The sequence below is a fragment of the Pseudonocardia lacus genome, from assembly GCF_018531445.1.
Taxonomy (GTDB): Bacteria; Actinomycetota; Actinomycetes; order Mycobacteriales; family Pseudonocardiaceae; genus Pseudonocardia; species Pseudonocardia lacus.
In genome coordinates this window covers 1-18,528 of sequence record NZ_JAHDTH010000167.1, presented here as the reverse complement: position 1 = coordinate 18,528, position 18,528 = coordinate 1, and the positions used below count along the sequence as shown (strand labels likewise).

Genomic DNA, 18,528 nt, shown 5'->3' with positions numbered 1-18,528 from the left:
AGAGCCCGGGCCGGTGGCCTCCATCGCCGCCGCTCGGCTCAGCGCCTGCCCGCCGCGGTAGCTCTGCGACATCGCGACGGCCCCGGCGGCGCCGAGGAACCCCGAGCCGCCGCCGGCCGAGCCGCCGATCTGGGTGCCCGACCAGGAGAAGAACTTGAGCAGGACCGGCATCGCGATGACGGCCAGCAGCAGGACCATGCAGCCGGTGAGCATGGTGGCGATGCCGCCAGGGTCGTTGGAACTTAGCGAGGACAGGTAGGAGTAGCCGATGTAGTAGATCAGCGCGGCGGCCGGCTTGTAGACGGCCAGCGCGATCAGCCACGACGCGAGCTGGGTGAACCATCTGCGGGTGGCGTGGCTCAGCGACCCCGACGCCGCCACGGTGATCACGGCGGCCAGCACCAGCAGGCCGGCATGACGGACCTCCATGAGCAGCCACTGCACCACCGCCAGCACCGCAGCCAGCAGCGACACCAGCAGCACGGCGAACCCGCCCTCGGGGCTGGCGATGAGGATGTCGCGCATCGCGAACGCGAAGTTGTTGGCCGCCCCGTCGAGCAGGTCGACCGCGAACGCGTCCCCGGCGCGCAACCCGGCCTGCAGCACCGTGAGCCCGAGCGCGGACACCACCGCGAAGCGCACCAGCCCGGTCACGACGGTGATCAGCGGTTCGGCCTTCCGGGTCAACATCAGCCGGACGGCCTGCGCGAGCACGGAGGCGACGAGGATCGCCACGACGAGGAAGCCGGTGGCGTCCTTGGCAGCGAGCACCGCGGAGTCGCGCGGGTCGACGCTGTCGGTCTGCACCCACCAGGTCGATGTGGTGACCACCAGGTCGGCTGCACCGTGGGCGATCTTGGTGACGATCGAATTGAACGCCGACTCGACGGCGGTCCCGGCCTGGCAGCCCAGGTCGAAGGTGCCGCACTCGACCGGAGGCGGCGGCTGCTGCACGGGGGCGTTCATGCCGCACCTGCGGCCGGCTGGGGGAGCGCGCGGTAGTCGACGCAGCCCGCCGTCGTCCCGTTCGTCACGACGGTGGGGATGAACCGCCAGCCGTTGGCGGGGCAGCGGGGGAGGTCCTCGAAGGTGATCGGCACGGCCGGGCCGAGGGCCGGTGGGGTGTCCCCGGCCAGCAGCACCAGCAGGGCGAGGAGCAGCAGGACCAGGCCGACGTAGGTGAACACGGATCGGCGGGGGTGGTTCGCGGCACGGGTCACAGCTGGAACGCCCCCACCAGCACCGCGGCGACCGAGGCCAGGGCCAGGCCGCCGAGGACCCAGGCGGATCCGATCATGCCCTCGTAGGCGGTGGCCGAGCGGTTGCGCCGACCGATGATCACCATCAGGGCGCAGATCAGCACCCCGAAGATGCCGGCGACGATGACGCCCCACTTCATCCAGCCCAGCAGCTGGGAGGCGAAGGCCTCCAGGCCGGGCGGTGGTGTCGGGGCCGGGTCCAGGCCCGTCGGCAGATTCAGGGTGCGCATGCGGGTGAGGTCCTTTCCGGGGTGCGGGCGGGTGCGTGGTGCAGGGCGGGTCGGGTGGGTGGGCCCGGTGTCGGCGGGTGGCCGGTGGCGGCGCGTAGGTCGTGCAGGGCGCGGGCGTAGCGGCGCAGCGGGCGGGGGAGCTCGGTCAGCGGCCGGGTCAGCAGGCTGCGGACCTCGTCCAGCGGCACGGCCAGCTCGCGCCAGCGCCGCACGAACGGCAGCAGCACGACCGCCGCGGTGTGCGGCTCGATCAGCCGCAGCCGGGCGGTGACCGGCCGGGTGGGCCCCGAGGTGTCGGCGGCGGTCACGGCCAGGAACGGGCGGGGGCGGCCGTCGGCGGTGATGAGCTGGGCGGCGCGGCCGGCGCGGACCAGGGAGTCGCCGGTGGCGCGGCAGACGAGGATGTCGACGCCGCGGCCGGTGAACACGCCCCGGTCGAGGGCGCCGAGGCCGGTGGCCACGGTCGTCGTACCGACGCCACCGGCGACCCCGGCCACCGTCAGCCGCGGGCGTGCACCACCTCCGGCCGCGGTCCCAGGTGCGTGGGTCCCCGCCATCGCCTCACCTCGTCGTCGTCCTGCGAACGCGACGAAGGCTCGGGACCGCCGTGGTCTGCTCCGTGGCTACTGCGCAGGCCACCGCTCGACCACGGCGCAGTACATGCCGCGGTACATGCGGTCGACGAGCGTGCGCGCATGTCATCGGCCAGCCCGCGTCGCGGGCGTTCCGCCCCGCGGCGCAGTCCCGAGGAACCCGCGGCGAAGGTCGAGGAGCTGCTGGGCGAGCTGAACACCGCCGTCGAGCAGCTGACCGAGGGCGAGGAATGGACCGCGATGCTGCGCGCGGCCACCCGCTTCCACCGCTACAGCTTCCGCAACATGATGCTGCTTCAGGCGCAGGCCGAGCAGCGTGGCATGACGCTGACCGCCGTGGCCGGGTTCAGCGCGTGGAAGGCGCTGGGGCGGTCGGTCCGCAAGGGGGAGCGGGGTCTGAAGATCCTCGCCCCGGTCACCCGTCGCGTCGAGAACGACGACGCCGACGGGTCGGGCGAGCAGACATCCGAGGCTGGTAGCGGCCGGCGGATGGTCGGGGTGAAGGTCGCGCACGTCTTCGACGTCTCGCAGACCGATGGTGCGCCGCTGCCCGAGCCGCCCCGGCCCGTCGCGCTGAGGGGGCCCGATGTGGCGCAGCTGTGGGAGCCCTTGGCCCAGCTGGTCCACGCGGAGGGCTACGACCTGCAACGCCGCACCGAGGTCGGACAGACCCAGGGCTGGACCAACCACACCGACCGGGTCGTCTCGGTCCGCCCCGACATCGACGACGCCTACGCCGTGGCCGTCCTCGCCCACGAGCTCGGCCACATCCGCGCCGACCACGAACACCGCGGCATCCCGCGGGCGCAGGCCGAGACCGAGGCGGAGTCGATCGCCTTCATCGTCATGGCCGCGCACGGCTGCGACAGCACCTCCAGCGCCGTGCCCTACGTCGCCGGCTGGAGCCGCGGCGACAGCGAGGTGATCGCCGCGGCGGCCGAGACCGTGCACACCGTTGCGGCCGGCATCCTCGCCGACCTCGCTGTCGACGACTTACCGGACGACCCGGCCGAGGCACCCGCGCCGACCAGACGAGCCGTTCCGGTCGTCCGGGCGGGGCGGCCGCTCGGCGGCGCCGCCGGCGATCGCGCTACGCCGGCACCGTCGCCGTGAGCGCGGCAACGCGACGACCACGCTGCGGGCCACGTGCAGCGCGAGGGTCACGGCGATGCTGATCCCGTCGCTGAGGGGCCGCACATGCCCATCGACCGCCGCTTCATCATCGGAGACGGGTCCAGTGCCGACGAGCGGCGCTGGCCCGATCCGAACCAGCTCGTCTGCCCGGTGTGCCGGAAGCCGGCTCAGGCCGAGCCGCCGGCCTACTGGAAGGTCGCCGACGGCCCACGTCCGGACTGGTCGCACGAAGACCGCGAACCGCTGTGCCTCGTTCCCTGCGACGACGGCCCACGTCCGGCAGTTCCGATGGCGCGGGGCCAGCTGCCCGACCACATGAGCCACGAGCCGTCGGCCGCCGAGTGGACCGGCCCCGGGCCGCTGCCCAAGCTGCGCTACCTCGACGAATCCGACTACCGCCGCAGCCACCTGCTGCCCGACGACGTCGTCTGCAACATCCCTCGTCGGTCCTTCCCGGGGGAGTACGGCGCCTGGAACATCGCCCGCGGACTGCTCGTCGAGACCTGCCGGGTGATCGGCGCCCGGCCGCTGGCCCTGCACCAGACCGACGACGTCGACTCGTCCCCGGACGCGATCTCGACGTCGATCACCACCGCTCGGTTCCGGATGCGCACGGGTCGGGAGGCCGAGTTCATCGCCACCCGGCGAAGCGGCGTGGCCACCGACAGGCTCGACAGCTGGACGATCTCGGTCAACGGTCGGTCGCTCCCGCACGAGTCCCGTCTCAACCCGCCGTCCCCGTGGTCATCGGGCTGATCGTCGCCAACGCGCTGCACGACGAGTACCGGTGCAGCGACACCCGGCCCAGCGGCCGATCAGCCCCCCGGCGAGCCCCGGCCCGCGACACCACGAGGACGCTCGGCCGGCACGCGCCACAGCAGGAGCCGGGTGCCGGGGGACCGGGATGACCCCGCAGGACCGCTGGTCCACCACGGCGCCACCGACCCGCAAGATGGCGGGCGCCCGCGGCTGGGTCCACGACACCGGCTACGAGCCGGCGCTCCAGCACGCGGGCTTCCCGCTGGCCGTACTAACCGACGGGCAGGTGACGAAGGGACCGTTGGAGCTTCTCCCGGTCCAGCGGGTGGTCGGGTGGAGCGCCGGCTGCACGTGTGGGTGGCAGAGCCCGCGCACCTACAAGCGGGCAGACCACCCCAGCCCCACCGGCGAGCCACCGCTGGCCGTCGAGGGCTCGACCACGAGGACGGGGACCTTCTCGGAGTGGCGGTTCCACCTGTTCTCGGCCGTCCCGGAGTTGGCGGTCGCCGATGCCGTGAACGTCGCGCTGCGCCCGAGGGGCGGCGTGCTGACCCACCCGGTGGTCGCCGCGGTCGTCGCCGCGGTGCGCGGACGTGGTGTCCAGTGGAACAAGATCGCCGACGCGGCCGGGGTGACCCTGCGCGAGGCCAAGTGGGCCTGGGCCCAACCCGCAACCCGCCGCAAGTCGTCCGCACGCCGCCAAAGTCCTGCCCGCCGAGCGGCACGCTTCGACGCCGCCCCGCACCACCCAGCAACTCGGTCGACCGCCGGCCGCGACGGCATGGGAGCAGCACCCGGGACCTGACAGCAAGCCCCGCCGGGGGTGCTCGACCACATGGTCAACCAGCGACATCAGATCCCGATCCAGCAGCCATGCTGCGGCCACATCGAGAGCGAGAAGCACGGGCCGTGCCGAACACAGAACCGCCACCACCAAGCCACAGCCGCACTCAAACTCGAAGCTCCGCTGACGTCCACGAGTTGCGAGCAGCTGCACTCGCCGCAGCAGCGAGCGGCCTTTTCGTCTTCCCGCTCCGACCCGGCACGAAGGTTCCGACGATCAAACGCTGGGAACAGCACGCCACCCGGGACCCAGCGCGCATCGCCCGCTGGTGGCGCGCTGCTCCGCGCAACATCGGCATCGCCACCGGCCCCTCCCGGCTCGTCGTGCTCGACCTCGACACCGGCGACGACGAGCCGCCCAAGACGTGGACCGGCGCCCGCAACGGCCACGACGTCCTCACCCGCCTCGCCTCGGCCGCCGGGCAGGCGCTCCCACGCACCCGCACCGTCGCCACGCCCTCGGGCGGCCTACACCTGTACTTCCGCGCGCCGTCGTCGCCGGTCCTGCGCAACACCGCCGGACAGCTCGGTTGGCACGTCGACACCCGGGCTTCCGGTGGCTACGTCGTCGCATCCGGATCCGAACTGGCCGCCGGTCGCTACCAGCTCGTCGATCCCGAACCCATCGTCGAGCTGCCCGAGTGGCTGCTCGCGGCCCTGCACCAACCTCGGACGGATCGAACGTCCGACGGCGCAACACCGGCCGCGGCGCCCCGCCACAGGTCGACCTACCTGGCCGCCGTCGTCGATGGGGAGTGCCAAGACGTCGCCAAGGCGACGGTCGGCGAACGTCATCGCACCCTGTTGCGCGCCGCACGCACCCTCGGTCGACTGGTCGGAGCGCACGAACTCACCGAAGCCGAGGCCCGCGCAGCGCTCACCGCCGCGGCCCATGGCTACCTCGGCGTCGAGGGCTACACCGCCCGTGAAGTCGGCCGCGACATCGACGACGGCCTCGCCTACGGAGCCAGACGTCCCCGCCATCTGGGCACGCCTCCACCTGGCCAGCGACGTCAGCAGGCTCGGCAAGACGAGCAGTGGAAAGGGCGGACAGGCCAGCCTCACGGACGCGCAAGGCCATGAACCACATCGGCCGCCATGACCGACAACCCGATGACCACAGCGTCGACGTCATGGAGACCGATGATCGAAGTGAGCTTGGCCCCCGGCGCCGGACACTGACGGTGTGGGGTCAGTGATCGTGGTCTGGCGGGGTGTGGGCTGCTTCGTAGTCCACCGGCGAGAGCATCCCAATGCTGGAATGACGCCGTGTCGGGTTGTACCAGCACTCTATCCACTCGAATATCGCGTTGGCAAGCTCGGCGCGCGTGTGCCACGTTCTGGAGTCGAGCAGTTCGAGTTGCATGGTGGCCCAGAACGACTCCATCATCGAGTTGTCGTAGCAGTCCCGGATCGAGCCCATCGAGGCGACGAGCCCGGCATTGCGCAACCGTTGCCCGAAGGTCCACGACGTGAATTGCGAGCCGTGTCGGAGTGCAGGATCGCTGAGTGGGGTTCGGGGTTGCGGCGGGTGATGGCCATGCCGAGGGCGTCGATGACCAGGGTGGTGCGCATGTTGTCATCGATCGACCATCCGACGATGCGTCGTGAATAGGTGTCGAGGACCGCGGCGCAGTACACCTTGCCCTCGCCGGTGGGGTGTTCGGTGATGTCGGTGCACCACAGCTCGTCGGGGCCGTCGACGACGAAGTCGCGGTCGACCAGGTCGGCGTAGGGCTCGGCGTGCGGGTCGCGGGCGGTGCAGCCGCGCCGGCGGCGCCGGTAGAGGCCCTGGATCCCGGCCTGGCGCATCAACCGGGCGACCCGCTTGTGGTTCACGGTCATGCCCAGTCCAAGGGTCAACTCGGCGTGCACCCGCGGCCAGCCGTAGGTGCCGCGCGAGTCGGAGTTGATTTTCTCGATGTGTTTGAGCAGCAACTCGTTCTCCATCGTCCGGGCGGACTTCACCCCGGAGCGCCATTCGTAGTATCCCTGGCGGCGCACGCCAAGGACCCGGCAGGTCACCGCGACGTCGTATCCGTCGTCGGCGAGTTCACGGACCAGCGGGAAGACTACTTTGGGAGGATGTTCTCCCGGGCGAAGTACGCGGCGGCCCGCTTCAGGATCTCGTTTTCGATCTCCAGGCGTCGCTTCTCTTTGCGGAGTTCGGCGAGTTCACGCTTGTCTGCGCTGGTCAGTCGGGAATCGGTGGCGCCGTCGTCGGCGTCGGCCTGGGCCATCCAGTTCCGCAGGCACGACTCGCTGATCGAGAGCTGCTTGGCCACCACAGCAACGGGCTGGTTGCCCTGGCGGGCGAGCTCGACGGCTCGCTGGCGGAACTCAGGCGGGTGAGGAGCGGGCACGGACTCATCCTTCCCGGTGGGCGGAGCCACCTCAGCTGAGGTGTCCGGCCCCAGGGCCAAGCTCAGCGTTCGCCATCCGGTTGAACACGTTGGGTCCGTTGCGGGGATTCGATTGCGCCACTACCGCCTATGGTGGCCCGGCGAAGGGCACCGCCGGGAGGAGACAGATGACCGAGGCAGTGATCAGACAGCTCCGCGAGCGGATCGTCCACGAGAACCGGTTCGCGACCGTCTACGACGATGTGGTCTCCTTCCCGGACGGGCGCGTCGGGGAGTACCTCCGGGTGGTGGAGGGCGGAGGCCGGCCCGGCGCCGCGGTCCTCGCTGTGTGCGGTGAGCGCGTGGCGCTGGTCCACGTGTACAGGTACCCGCTCGGCGAGTGGGAGTGGGCGGTTCCGCGTGGCTTCGGGCATTGCGACGACCCGATGGAGACGGCACTCAATGAGCTCGTGGAGGAGTTGGGCGCCGCTCCCGCTGAGCTGGTCGACATGGGACGGATCACCCCCAACTCGGGGCTGTTGGCCGGCGATGTCCAGTTGGCGTTCGCCCGCTACAAGACGGAGGTCGCCGCACCCGTCGACGTCGGCGAGGTGCGGGCCGTGCGGTGGGTCGATCTGGCCGCACTCGGCGCCGAGATCACCTCCGGGGCGATCCGCGACGGGTTCACCCTGTCCGCGCTGGCCGCCGCGGCGCTGAGAGGCTTCATCCGACTCTGACCCCGGCGGGGGAACCGCCTCCTCCTCGACGAACCCGTCTGTCGAGGAGGTCGGAAGTGCTTCAACGAGGTGCTGTTCTGGTGTGGCCACCCGCCCTGGGTGGTCCCGTCGGTCGCCGTCGACGTTGGCCGTTCGCCGTCCTGGCACTCCTGCTGGCCGTCGCGATCTGGGGGCCGCTCTGGTTCGTCGGGCGACCGGAAGGAGGCTTGGCGGGCGCTCGGCTCGTCGGCGGTCGCGTTCTGGCCTGCGTCCAGATGATCATTGTCGTGGACACGTCCGGTTCGATGCGGGACTACGCCGCGGCCCGCGACGCGGCGTTCGCTCAGGCGTTCCGGTGGCTGCCGGACAACCTCCGGTCCGACGACGAACTCGTCGTCGTCGACGTTGCAGCCACGGCGGCCGTGCGACTCGCCCCGGTCTCGATGACCGGGGTGCCCGCGTCGGTTCCGCCGCCCACCGGTGTCCCGGACGGCCGGGACACCCTGCTCGGCCCGGCACTCGACGTCATCGGTGCGCTGCCGCCCACGCCCTGCGAGCGCTCGGTGGTGCTGCTCTCTGACGTCCAGTTTGCCGACCTGCCCCCCGACGAGGCAGCAGGGCGGGCATTGATGAGCAGGGTCGGTGTCCGGGCGGTGCTGTCCCTGGTGCCGGGCGAGGACATCCAGGTGCCCGCGCAGTGGGCGACGGCCTTCCCGGACGCGCCACCGGTCCGCTTCGACGGCTCCGACAGCGAGCAGACTGCGCTCGTGCTGGGTGGTGCGGCCGCGACCGCCACCGGTCAGCGTCTCGACGAGGACGCGGTCGGATGAGCTGGCTGCTGCCGTCGGACCTCGTCGGCCTTCTCGTGTTCAACGGGCTGGTCTTGGTGTCGGTCGTGGTGGTGCAGCGGTTGCTCGGCGTGCCGCTGCGGGGCCGACTCGACGCCCGAGGTGCGGCCGGTCGCATGCTCAGTTTGTTGGTCGTAGCGGCCACCGTGGTCGAGGACGACTGGATGTCCACCATGCCCCTGCCCGCGGTGCTGGTGCCGGCGATGGTCCTGGCCGCGATAGGCACCGCCTTCGCCCCACGGACCACCGACGCCGTGTTGTCGATCATCGGCATGGGGCTGGTCCTGCGCACGATCGCCGACGACCTCGGGATCGGGGCCGTGCTCGCCACAGTCGCCCTCGCGGGGCTCGTCTTCTGGGCGATGTCGCTGCTGCGCCTCCGCCCCTGAACGCCCGCAGCCGGGGATCCGCCTCTTCCGTACCGGTGCCCGGCGCCCGTCGCAGGAGACCAGATCCTGATCACTGAGAGGTGACCGAATTGCGCTCCCGACTCATCCCCCTCGTGCTGGCACTTTTTAGCCTGCTCGGCCTTCTGGCCACCGCCTGCGGTATGCCCGCGGGTCCGTCGTCGCCGCCGTCCGTCGAGGCGGTCGGCCAGGCGGCGCCCGAGCAATGCGACGTCCTCGAGCGCGTTCCGCCGCCCGTGGACCCGTCGCCGGTCGTGCTGCTCGTCGACCGGACGGCATCGATGATGGACACCGACCCGCCGCCCGCCGTCCAGGAGCAGCTCGCCGCCGCCCAGCAGGCGGGGGAGGGCCTGGTGATCGTCGCGGTCGATGGGGACGGACGCGTCCCGCGCACCGTCGCGCGGATCGCTCTCGACCCCGAGCCCGGTAAGGAGTCCCCGAACGCCCGCAACGCGCGTCGGCTCGTGCTCGCGTGCATAGGTTGGTGGACCACGCGGGCCGACCCGACCGGTGAGGGGACCGCGCTGCTGGAGGCTCTCGACGCCGCGGCGCGGATGCGCCCGGCCATGTTGCTGGTCTGGTCCGACGGCGTGTCGACCAAGGGTGTGTTCGACCTTGGCGTGCTCGGTTACGACGTCGAGCCGGACGCCGTCGTCGCGGCCGCACGGGCCGAGGGCCAGCTACCGCCGCTGCGGGATGTTCCGATCGTCTGGGTCGGCCTGGGCGACACCACCACCGGCCTGCCCCGGGCCGAGCGCGGCGACCTGCAGGCCGTGCTCACCGCCCTGGTGACGGCGTCGGGTGCGGCATCGGTCGAGTTCGATCCGCGTCCCGGTGCCGCGCCAACCGACGTGGGGGCGCCCGGCGTACGACCGGCCGATTCCGTGCCCGCGCCGAACTCCGGGCCTATCGACGTCCCTGGCGGCGGGTCCTGCTACCGGCTGGCTGACGCCGTGCTGTTCGCCCCGGGCAGCGACGTCCCCGGGCCGGGGGCGACCGCTGCCGTGTCGGACGCCGTGACGGAGCTGCGGGCGCACCCCGGATGGGTGGTCGACGTCCAGGGGCATGCCGCGGACTACGAGTCCGAGCAGGAGCGGCAGCGGATCTCCACCGCTCGGGCGGAAGCGATCGCCGACATCATCCGCGCAGCCGCCGCCCCGATCGAGCCGGAGCGGGTGCGCGCCGCCGGCTTTGGATCCACCCGGCCGCTGGTGGACGAGTGGCGCGGTGACGCCCACGACGAGGCTGCGGCGGCGCAGAACCGGCGTGTCGAGGTCGTCGTTCACCCGGCCGGCACCCCGGCCGAGTGCGGCGGCTGAAGCGGTCCATGCCGCCCTTCCGGGGCCCGGCCGGGTCGGGCCCCGGGGGATCCGTCTGATCGGTGTCGGGCACGGCGGTCGCACGACGACGTGAGGAGACAGATGATGAGGAAGTTCCGCGAGTTGATGCGTGAACTGTTCACGCCCTCGATCGGTGGGCGTGCGGGGCGGCAGAGCAGTCGCATCCTGCGACGCGCGGGCGCTGCCGGATTCGCCCAGGCGGTGCTGGCCGTGTGGTGGCACGTGCGGATCTCCGCAGTACGCCTCGACCAGCGGGCAGCGCGGACGCTAACCTCGCTGATGGACGCGCTCGACGCCGCGCGCGCCGCGGACGAGGTCGCGGCCCAGCGGTTGGCCGCGGTAGCGGCGGAGCCGGGCCGGAGCCTGCGCGCCCAGGAGTACGTCGACCGCCAGCGCGACCGGTTGTCCCAGCGGTTCGACCGGACCCTGCCGCTTGTGGCGGCCCGGGTGCTGCTGGGCTTCGAGATGGTGTTCGGCCTGGCCGAGTTCTCCTTCTGGTACCAGGTCTTCACCGGCGACATCGACAGCTCGGTGCCGGTGTGGGATACCACCCGGCTGATGGCCGGCGTGCTGGCGCTGCTGGTACCGGTCGCCGGGATCATGGCCGCCCGCTGGGCGGGCGCGACCGCCCAGCGGCTCCGGCACCTCGCCCCCGCCCGCGCCGAGCGCATCAGCCAGGTGCTCGCGGCCGCCTTGTCGGTCGGTCTGCTGGTTGTCGTCGCGTTCGCCGTGGCCGCGCTCGTGATCTGGCGCTACGGCGACGCCGCCGTCCTGGACCTGCTGCCAGTCCCCGGGGAGTGGATGGCCGCCGTCTTTGTCGCAATCATGATCGGGGACGCGGTCGCCCGAGCATTCCTCAGCAGCGAGCAGAACGTCCAGGACACCGCTCGCGACCGCGCCTACGTTGCCGACCGCAAGACCGAGATGGCTGCGGCCGCGGCCAAGACCCGGACCGAGAATGCGGTCCGCAAGGCGGAGAACGCGCTGGTCATGGTCGTTGACGTGACCATGGACCGGGTCGAGCAGGTGCTCGGTACCGGCGCGCTGATCGTCCTGCGGGAGCGGGCCCTGGCCGGAGTGCCGCTGACACCGGCCGGCGCGGCCCCGGCCGAGCCCACGACCCTGCCTCCGATGCTCGACATCGTCGCCGAGCAGGTGCGGCTGCGGGCGCTGTCCACTGCCGTGGCTCGGCTGGGGAAGCCGGCAGCGGGTGACCGAGCGGTACGCATCGACCAACTCCTCGCCGTGCTCCACGGGCTCGTCCGTCCGGAGCCGCCGGCGGCTCCGGACGCCGACGTGGTGCCGCTGGACGAGGCGCGCGTGTCCCGCCGTGAGCGTCAGGACACGGACGACGAAACGACCAGAGCCGAATGATGGAAACGTCGAGCGCCGTACGGCCGAGTATCCCTCCGTGCGAGCCGACCGAGCCTCACCTCGGATCGACTTGCCAGGAGGGAGCGCCACAACACCGTGCGAATGCAGGAGACCGCCATCGCCCGATTGGCGTTCGCGTTGCTGAGCAGCAGACCGACCGACGGTCTAAACAAGCGGGTGCTGCGACAGGAGACGGGACAGTGGACCCTGGCCCTGCTGCCCAAGCCCACCAGGAAGCGGAAAACCGCGCCCCCCGAATGGGTGGTCGGGTATGTGCGAACCCTCGGTGGCGACCCCGCGCTGCTAGACGGGCTCGATGCGATGGCCGAGTTCGGCGACGACCGGACCCGCGTCGCCGCCCTACCCGTCGCCGAGCTGACACAGGACATCGTCTTTGCCTCGGCGACTACAGCGGTGCGCATCCTGGACGCCATCCGGCGAACCATCGGCCTGTCGCGCGGGCAACGCAAGAGCCTGGAGGACAAGGCCGCCCGCAAGGTGCGGGAGGAGTCGATCCCGATCGCCGTGCGCGACCGACAGGGCTACGACGCACTGCTGGACGAGGATTCCTCGGAGACACTCGCGATCGAGGACCGGGTCCTGAGCGTCGTGGCCCGGCTCGGGGACGTCGTCACGCGTCCTCGCCTCGAGGACGGTGTACCGGTCCCGCCAGAACAGAGCTCCGCTCGAGTGCTGCGGTTGGCCGAGAAGGTGTTTGAGCACGTCCAGCGGGCGCTGCGAACACTCGGCCCCCGAGACCGCGAGATCGGCGAGGACCTCGTGACGCGGGTAACGCTCGAGGCGTCTGCCGCATTGCACGAGAACTACGGCATGGACGCGGACGAGCACACGATCCACCGCTGGGTGGTGGCCCGGCTGCGGTGGCGGATCCGCGACGTCCAGCGGCAGCGCGCACAGCTCCGCGAAGTAGATGACGGTGTACCTCTAGAGCTGCTGCCCGGGGAGGCCGACGAATCCGAGCTGACCTACGCCGTGAGGGCCGTGCAGCGGCTGAGAGCGACCGAGTGCTGGGAGGGGCGCTGTGCGGTCGAGATCGTGACGGCCGTGCTGCCGACGGCGCATCCGCCCCAGTGGGCGTCCAGAGCGTGGACGGTGGGTGCCTGCGTGCAGTCCCGGTGGGAGACGGACAGGGGAGCCGCGAGCAGCCCGCCCGGCGCGCACTGCGTAGTGGTCGAGGAGGCGGTGGAGCTAGTGGTGGCGCTGGTGAAGGCGGCGATCCTGGACGACGACCTCGACGAGATCCTGAGCCGGAGGATGCAGCGGTGACCGGGCCGACGCCAGGTCCGTCGGAGACGGGTGCCCTCTACGTCGCATCGGATGGGTCGACGATGTGGTTCTCCGCGCAACCGGCCGCGGTCATGGCAGCGAAGGTGCCGGTGGCGCCGGGCGCCGTAGTTCAGGTCGACGTCGCCGAGCCGGACCGGGTCGTAGCATGGACCGCCGGTGCCCGTGCCGGGAGCCACCTAGTGCCGTCGGCTGACCCGCTGCCGCCGGTTGGGCTGCACGAATTCCCGGCGCCAGCCCGTCTGCCGGCACATTGGGCTCGGCTCGGGCTCGTTCACGGTGTCCGTCGGTGGCTGCCGCAGCCCGTCGCCGAAGACACACTGATCGTCGATCTCGCCCTCGCCGCAGCCGATGCCGGGCTCCACGACGAGGCGCTCGCCCGGTTCGACCTCGCCTCGGCCACGCTGATCCGACTGGCGGAGGAGTGCCTGGCAGGCGAGCTGCCGGCTGTGATGCGACCGCAGCTGACCGCGGCCGCCTCCACAGCGGCCGAACTGTTGTCCGGGACACCGGACGGCGACGAGCTCGCCGAACTCGCCGACGATCTGAGCATCCCCGGCGTCGCTACACCACCGCCCGAGTTGCCGGTGCTGTTCGGCGGGCGACGGGAAGGTGACGGGCTCTCTGTCGACTCCTATCGCGTGGACCCGAAGTTGGCCCCGGCCCGGATCCTGCGGTGGAACGGCGCCGAGGTGCCCGAGGTCCTCGTCGGGGGCGTCGACGGATCGACCGTCGTGTACGTGACGCTGGCTGCAGACGTTCTGGCCACGGACCGGGAGGTGGTCGATCTCCGGCTAAGTGTGGTGGACAGGCGCACCGGCCTGGTGCTGGCGACGTACCGGATGGGCCGCTCCGGCGACCGACCCGGAGAGCTGACGGTGGCGCTGCCGGACTCACATCCGGGCGTCGAGACGTCCCTGCACATCCACTCCGCTGGGGTGGTGCCGGACTTCCGGTACAGCACGGTTGGGGGGCATCTGGTGACCGCCGACCGGTGGCTGGTCGACGCGTGGAGCCTGAGTCGACTGCGGACGGCGGGCGGCTGGGCCGCGTCGGACGAGGAACGGCACGGGTGGTACCAGGCTCAGGACGCGTTCGAGGACCTCGCCGGTCTGCCACAGGTGATTGGTTTCGGCGACGCGCCATGGTTGGCAGGAGTGCGGTGGGCAGCTGGGACGCCGACCGCCGATGATGCGCACGGTCGACTGCGCGCGGTGTCCGACATGCGCGAAGCGATGGCGGTCCGATCGGGTGCGCCGGAGCTAGGTCCCCTGCTCGCTGAGTACGAGTTCGTCGCTACTGCTGACAATCCGGACGGGCCGTTCACGGATCCGGCTGGGTCCACATTCGAGGATGAGTGATGACGGTATCCCCGCTCATTTCGCGAGGAAGGGCTTTGACCAGTGGGTAGCGACCCGGCCGAGGAGCTGCGGCGTTTCGCCGACGGCGTCCCGCCCGCCACGGTGATCCAGACTTTCGACGTCGACTTCGACCGGCCGATGCGGCACGCCGCTGCGGAGTGGCTGCTCACCATCCACGATGCCTTCCGCCCGGTGGACGCCGGCAATCCCGCGGCTCTGACAACCCGGGTTGGTGCCTACTGGTGCCGGATCGTCAGCGCCGACGTCCGCTTCCAACTGGCGGCTGGCCTGACTGCGATTGCCGAGTCGAGCGACGATGCCACCCGGCTGCGGAGTGTGGCTGGTGCCGAGGCCGGGTACGCAGCCGCTCGGTGGGCCGACGGCGCTGGCCGGATTCTCTACCGAACGGGCAATCACACCCGCGGGCGCATGCTGTTCGAGGACGCGTGTGCGCTGGCCGACGAACATGGCCTGTGGTGGTGCAAGCCGGACATGACCAGCAACCGGCTGCGCTCGCAGCTGCAGGAGGCCGAGCAGGCCGGCAACGATCGCTTGGAACGGATCGCCGAACTCGCTCAGGCGATGCGGGATGCAGTCGAGGAGCAGACCTTAATTGGATGCCATTGGGGGGTCTCGACCACCGTTGCACCGCCGCCGGACGCGTCCGTCCACCAGCGCGAGTTCCTGCGGGGGAACCTCAGCCTGACCCACAACCTCTCGCTCTTGCTGTTCCGCCTCGGAAACCTGCGCGACGACGAGTCGTTGCGCGCCGAGTCGGGCGAGTTGGCCGATCGCGTGGTGGAGTTGGCCAGCGCTACCGGCGATGGCTACCGCGAAGCCCAGGCTACCCTTCAGCAGGCGCAAGTGCTGCGCCACGCGCACGGTCACAGCTCTTCGAAGGTGCGGGAGAAGCTGGAGAGGATCCGCAGGCTCAGCTGGGAGCGCGGCAGGCTGATCGCTGAGCAGCAGATCGCCCATACGGACGCGGACGAGGCCGGGATGCGCACCCTGCTGCAGCACGCGGAGGACGCGATCTCGCGCCCGTCCGGTGTCGACCTGGAAATCGCCTCCGGGGCCGTCCAGCGCGCCCGAGAGGTGCTCATCGAGCTCCCGGGAACGGTGCGAAACAAGTGGCAGGAGCGACTGCGCGTCGTGGAGCTGAAGGTGGTGCGTTCCGTTCGCCAGGTCATCGCGCTGCCCTCCTACAAACGCGCCTACGCCGGAACCGTCCGGCCCATCTACCTCGCCGAGATCCGCAGGCTGTTGGACGATGCCTCGGCAACCGACACCGCAGAACCGGAGGCATGGGAGGACATCGTCGGGCTGGTCGAGGAGTCGACGGCCCGCGAACTGCTCGACATGATCTCCGGGGCGGAGCTGCCGCAGCTCGACCCGCCCGACAACACCATGACAGACGCCGCGGTGTCTGAAGCCGGGGTCGAGGTCGAGGACGCCGGTAACCTCGATTCGTCCGACCTCCTCGTCGACGGGGATCAGGACCTCACCGTGGCGGCCGGCGAGGAGGTTGCCGGGCGACGGGGTTTGAGCGCCCTGTCCCCAGGTCGCCGCGCCGCACCGCGTCGGATGACGAGTCCAGAGCTGCAGGAGCAGGATCGGATGGCCCTGCTGGAGCGCGAGAAGGAATTCGAGCGCCAGTTCCTCCGTCATCCGCTGCAGGCGGCGGCGCATGACCCGGAGATTGCGGCCAAGGCGGACGGGTACGTGGCGAACAACCCGGGCGCATGCATCGTCCGCTACTTTGTCCACGGCACCCGGGAGGACGGTTCCCCGGACCGGCTCGCGGCCGTCGTGTTCCGCGATGACGTGCGGCGTCCGGTCGACTGCGGCGACCTCGCGCCTATCCGGGCCGTGGTTGATCGAATGCTGACCCAGGAGATCGACGGCAGGATCGTCAGTTACCCGGACCTGCGCACGGCCCGCGACATCTGGGACCTGCTGCTGGCCCCGATCTGGGACGACGTCGTGGGGGGCGGCGAGGACCTGAACCACCTCGTGGTGGTGCCGACCGACGACCTGTTCGCCGTCCCGTTCCAAATCGCGGTTCCGGCCGGCGGGATCCCGCTGGGAGCACGTGTGCCATTGTCATTGTCGGTGGGTCTCTCGGCGTTCCTGCTGCGGGGTCGCAGCTCGCTCCGCCACCAGCGTGTGAGCGCATCCGACGATCTGTCCGCACTCATTCTCCCTGATGTCGGGAGCGGCGATCCAGGGACGCAGGTCAGCGGCAATGAGATCGCGGTCGGCTGGCCGAGAGAGCACTTGTTCCTGGCCGGGCACCGGCCCAGCAAGCTCGCCGAGTCGGTCGAGCCGTTCGACGCCGACTGGGCCGGACTGGCCCGGCTGTCCGCGCCGCGACCCGAGTTCTTCGTCTATGCCGGACACGGCCGCTACGCGTCTCAGTACGGCGAACTGGGCCCCTGCCTGCAACTCGGCCGAGACGACCGGCTGACCTCCTACGACGTCGCGCTGCGGCTGCGACTACCACGCAACCGCCTGACGATCCTCGGCGCCTGCCTCGCCGGGCAGGGCAGCGGCACCACCGGAGGCGACGTGGCCGGATTCCTGCGCGCCTTCACCGCGGCCGGCGCCGGGGCGATCGCCCTACCGCTGTGGTCGGTCCACGACGATGCCGTGGTCGCGACCGCCAGCCGACTACTGCGCGCCAGTCGCGACGCGCTGCGAACCCCGCGTCGCGTGTTTGACGTCGTCGGCACCCTGCACGAGCAATATCGCACAGTCGTCGACAGATACCGGTCGGCCGAAGGCAATCTCGGCTGGATCGAACGAATGCCGCTCACCTTGTACACCTGATTTATTCCAAGGCGGCCAATGGGGGTTGTCGCTCGAAGTGGCTTGATCGAACAAAATTCCTCATCTGGAGATTTGTGATGATTGTTCCGCACTCGCACCCGCGTCCGCCTCGTCGCGGCACTCCGAGTTCGATCCGGATCGCCTTGGGAATCGTGGCGTTCCATGTCATCTTCTACCTCTTCGGGACGCTCCTCTCATCGATGATCGCGGAACCCGTGGATGACGTTGTCGGGTGGCTCAGCGTCATCGTCGCACTCGTGTGCTCTCCGTTGGTGACCAGAGCGCTTCTGGGGCCTCGACGTGACGGTCAGGTCTTCGGGCTGATCTGGATCCCATTGGTCATCGTGTATGGAGCGGCGGGAGCGGTGAGTATGGTGGGGATACTCACGAAGTTGAACGCGATGGTCGACCTGGGTGGGTACCTTGTAGAAAAACTCCGACAATTGCGAGACCGGATAGGTGCGGACTGAACTTCTGGGGTCAGAGGTGAGTAATGCCTCGATGGCGCGGCTCTCGTGCATGGCCTCGTGCCCCTTGGCGGCCCGATGGAGGGGGAGGGTGGCGTCGGAGCGCGTCGGATTGCCCCGCCTTCATAGTTGGATTGACTAGGCCGAATGAGGGTTTACGCGTCAAAGCGAGCTTGCCCTGCATGCGACGCGGGAGAGGAAGCATCTCCTCGCCGGCCGGCGATACGTGGGCATGCCGACGTGCCCCCGGGACAAACGACTACAGTGACGGACGCCCATGGACGTGCTCGTGCAGGGTGCTAGCACTGCCTCGTTTGCGTGAGTGGGGCACAAAATCGAAGGTCGAGCCAGAGGTTGAGGGCGGCAGCCGAGATGGCCGACCGAGGTGGCGAAGATGAGGCTCTGATCAATCCAGAGCTCGTCGGCCCGGTTCGCGCGGCGGCTCGGCGGCCCTGGTGCTCATGCAAGGCCTTCGTAGCGCTGGGCTCGCTGGTCATGCTTTCAGCCCCTGGTCTGCGCGGCGCGAGTCTCACAGCCCTTTCCACTTGGGGCGTCAGCCAGCGAGAACGAGCACCTGCACAGCGTTGACCAGGGCAGTGAGGTGATCTCAGCGAGTAGGTAAACGTCCGGGCGGGCGACACGGACATTCGGGATGATCTACGTGGTGCTGGTCAGGACGCGGGGTCCTCGATAGGCAGGTTCTCTCTCACAAGATCCACCA

At 70.5% G+C, this 18,528-nt stretch carries 19 protein-coding genes; 12 read left to right on the top strand and 7 right to left on the bottom strand.

Annotation, left to right across the window (positions count from 1 at the left end):
* The 4 genes from KIK08_RS28365 to KIK08_RS28350 all read right to left on the bottom strand — a co-directional run.
* Positions 1 to 966, bottom strand: a 966-nt coding sequence (locus KIK08_RS28365; RefSeq protein WP_214406339.1) for a TrbL/VirB6 family protein, incomplete at its 3' end; no start/stop codon positions are given.
* Entirely contained in the window at positions 963 to 1,187 is a 225-nt protein-coding gene (locus KIK08_RS28360) for a hypothetical protein (RefSeq protein ID WP_214406338.1), read from the bottom strand. The genes KIK08_RS28365 and KIK08_RS28360, both read right to left, overlap by 4 nt.
* A 29-nt stretch (positions 1,188 to 1,216) precedes the next feature.
* Positions 1,217 to 1,489: a hypothetical protein gene (locus tag KIK08_RS28355; RefSeq protein WP_214406337.1), complete on the bottom strand. Its 273-nt coding sequence runs from the start codon at positions 1,487 to 1,489 to the stop codon at positions 1,217 to 1,219.
* Entirely contained in the window at positions 1,477 to 2,046 is a 570-nt protein-coding gene (locus KIK08_RS28350) for a hypothetical protein (RefSeq protein ID WP_214406336.1), read from the bottom strand. The genes KIK08_RS28355 and KIK08_RS28350 overlap by 13 nt, the downstream gene beginning before the upstream one ends.
* Positions 2,047 to 2,184: 138 nt before the next feature.
* Between KIK08_RS28350 and KIK08_RS28345 the strand changes: the two genes are divergently transcribed.
* The 4 genes from KIK08_RS28345 (at position 2,185) to KIK08_RS28330 (ending at position 5,901) form a co-directional block, all read left to right on the top strand.
* Complete coding sequence (locus tag KIK08_RS28345; protein ID WP_214406335.1) at positions 2,185 to 3,195, top strand: ArdC-like ssDNA-binding domain-containing protein; 1,011 nt, start codon at positions 2,185 to 2,187, stop codon at positions 3,193 to 3,195.
* An 84-nt stretch (positions 3,196 to 3,279) separates the two neighbouring features.
* Complete coding sequence (locus KIK08_RS28340) at positions 3,280 to 3,972, top strand: hypothetical protein (protein WP_214406334.1); 693 nt, start codon at positions 3,280 to 3,282, stop codon at positions 3,970 to 3,972.
* 148 nt (positions 3,973 to 4,120) lie between these two features.
* Positions 4,121 to 4,780: a hypothetical protein gene (locus KIK08_RS28335; protein ID WP_214406333.1), complete on the top strand. Its 660-nt coding sequence runs from the start codon at positions 4,121 to 4,123 to the stop codon at positions 4,778 to 4,780.
* Between the two features lie 104 nt (positions 4,781 to 4,884).
* A complete protein-coding gene (locus KIK08_RS28330; RefSeq protein WP_308257941.1) occupies positions 4,885 to 5,901 on the top strand; it encodes a bifunctional DNA primase/polymerase in 1,017 nt (338 codons plus the stop codon).
* A gap of 109 nt (positions 5,902 to 6,010) precedes the next feature.
* Here KIK08_RS28330 and KIK08_RS28325 read toward each other — a convergent pair whose 3' ends face one another.
* Genes KIK08_RS28325 through KIK08_RS28315 form a run of 3 tightly spaced genes read right to left on the bottom strand, consistent with a single transcriptional unit; the run spans position 6,011 to position 7,181 of the window.
* Entirely contained in the window at positions 6,011 to 6,208 is a 198-nt protein-coding gene (locus KIK08_RS28325) for an integrase core domain-containing protein (protein WP_214406331.1), read from the bottom strand.
* Positions 6,205 to 6,882 carry an IS3 family transposase gene (locus KIK08_RS28320; RefSeq protein ID WP_250557977.1) on the bottom strand — a complete coding sequence of 226 codons (678 nt, stop codon included), beginning with the start codon at positions 6,880 to 6,882 and terminating at the stop codon, positions 6,205 to 6,207. Before KIK08_RS28320 ends, KIK08_RS28325 begins: the two co-directional genes overlap by 4 nt.
* A gap of 8 nt (positions 6,883 to 6,890) precedes the next feature.
* Positions 6,891 to 7,181, bottom strand: coding sequence for a transposase (locus KIK08_RS28315; protein WP_214406330.1), 291 nt, complete (start codon positions 7,179 to 7,181; stop codon positions 6,891 to 6,893).
* Positions 7,182 to 7,348: 167 nt separating this feature from the next.
* Between KIK08_RS28315 and KIK08_RS28310 the strand changes: the two genes are divergently transcribed.
* The 8 genes from KIK08_RS28310 to KIK08_RS41945 all read left to right on the top strand — a co-directional run bounded on the left by KIK08_RS28310 (position 7,349) and on the right by KIK08_RS41945 (position 17,340).
* On the top strand, positions 7,349 to 7,897 hold the full coding sequence (locus KIK08_RS28310; RefSeq protein WP_214406329.1) for an NUDIX domain-containing protein: 549 nt from the start codon (positions 7,349 to 7,351) through the stop codon (positions 7,895 to 7,897).
* Between the two features lie 266 nt (positions 7,898 to 8,163).
* The gene (locus KIK08_RS28305) at positions 8,164 to 8,706 is read left to right on the top strand and encodes a hypothetical protein (protein WP_214406328.1); all 543 of its coding nucleotides are present in this window, start codon (positions 8,164 to 8,166) and stop codon (positions 8,704 to 8,706) included.
* Positions 8,703 to 9,113 carry a hypothetical protein gene (locus KIK08_RS28300; RefSeq protein WP_214406327.1) on the top strand — a complete coding sequence of 137 codons (411 nt, stop codon included), beginning with the start codon at positions 8,703 to 8,705 and terminating at the stop codon, positions 9,111 to 9,113. The genes KIK08_RS28305 and KIK08_RS28300 overlap by 4 nt, the downstream gene beginning before the upstream one ends.
* Positions 9,114 to 9,202: 89 nt before the next feature.
* Entirely contained in the window at positions 9,203 to 10,450 is a 1,248-nt protein-coding gene (locus KIK08_RS28295) for an OmpA family protein (protein ID WP_214406326.1), read from the top strand.
* Between the two features lie 105 nt (positions 10,451 to 10,555).
* Complete coding sequence (locus KIK08_RS28290) at positions 10,556 to 11,845, top strand: hypothetical protein (protein ID WP_214406325.1); 1,290 nt, start codon at positions 10,556 to 10,558, stop codon at positions 11,843 to 11,845.
* Positions 11,846 to 11,947: 102 nt separating this feature from the next.
* Positions 11,948 to 13,132: a hypothetical protein gene (locus KIK08_RS28285; protein ID WP_214406324.1), complete on the top strand. Its 1,185-nt coding sequence runs from the start codon at positions 11,948 to 11,950 to the stop codon at positions 13,130 to 13,132.
* Positions 13,129 to 14,511 carry a hypothetical protein gene (locus KIK08_RS28280; RefSeq protein WP_214406323.1) on the top strand — a complete coding sequence of 461 codons (1,383 nt, stop codon included), beginning with the start codon at positions 13,129 to 13,131 and terminating at the stop codon, positions 14,509 to 14,511. Before KIK08_RS28285 ends, KIK08_RS28280 begins: the two co-directional genes overlap by 4 nt.
* A 42-nt stretch (positions 14,512 to 14,553) precedes the next feature.
* Positions 14,554 to 17,340 (top strand): CHAT domain-containing protein, encoded by a 2,787-nt coding sequence (locus KIK08_RS41945; RefSeq protein ID WP_214406322.1) that lies wholly within the window; start codon positions 14,554 to 14,556, stop codon positions 17,338 to 17,340.
* Positions 17,341 to 18,528 lie beyond the last annotated feature (1,188 nt).

Coding starts and splice junctions, on each gene's coding strand:
- KIK08_RS28300 (WP_214406327.1), top strand. CDS start 8,703: ATGAGCTGGCTGCTGCCGTCGGACCTCGTCGGCCTTCTCGTGTTCAAC.
- KIK08_RS28355 (WP_214406337.1), bottom strand. CDS start 1,489: ATGCGCACCCTGAATCTGCCGACGGGCCTGGACCCGGCCCCGACACCA.
- KIK08_RS28335 (WP_214406333.1), top strand. CDS start 4,121: ATGACCCCGCAGGACCGCTGGTCCACCACGGCGCCACCGACCCGCAAG.
- KIK08_RS28325 (WP_214406331.1), bottom strand. CDS start 6,208: ATGATGGAGTCGTTCTGGGCCACCATGCAACTCGAACTGCTCGACTCC.
- KIK08_RS28310 (WP_214406329.1), top strand. CDS start 7,349: ATGACCGAGGCAGTGATCAGACAGCTCCGCGAGCGGATCGTCCACGAG.
- KIK08_RS28345 (WP_214406335.1), top strand. CDS start 2,185: ATGTCATCGGCCAGCCCGCGTCGCGGGCGTTCCGCCCCGCGGCGCAGT.
- KIK08_RS28340 (WP_214406334.1), top strand. CDS start 3,280: ATGCCCATCGACCGCCGCTTCATCATCGGAGACGGGTCCAGTGCCGAC.
- KIK08_RS28285 (WP_214406324.1), top strand. CDS start 11,948: ATGCAGGAGACCGCCATCGCCCGATTGGCGTTCGCGTTGCTGAGCAGC.
- KIK08_RS28350 (WP_214406336.1), bottom strand. CDS start 2,046: ATGGCGGGGACCCACGCACCTGGGACCGCGGCCGGAGGTGGTGCACGC.
- KIK08_RS28290 (WP_214406325.1), top strand. CDS start 10,556: ATGAGGAAGTTCCGCGAGTTGATGCGTGAACTGTTCACGCCCTCGATC.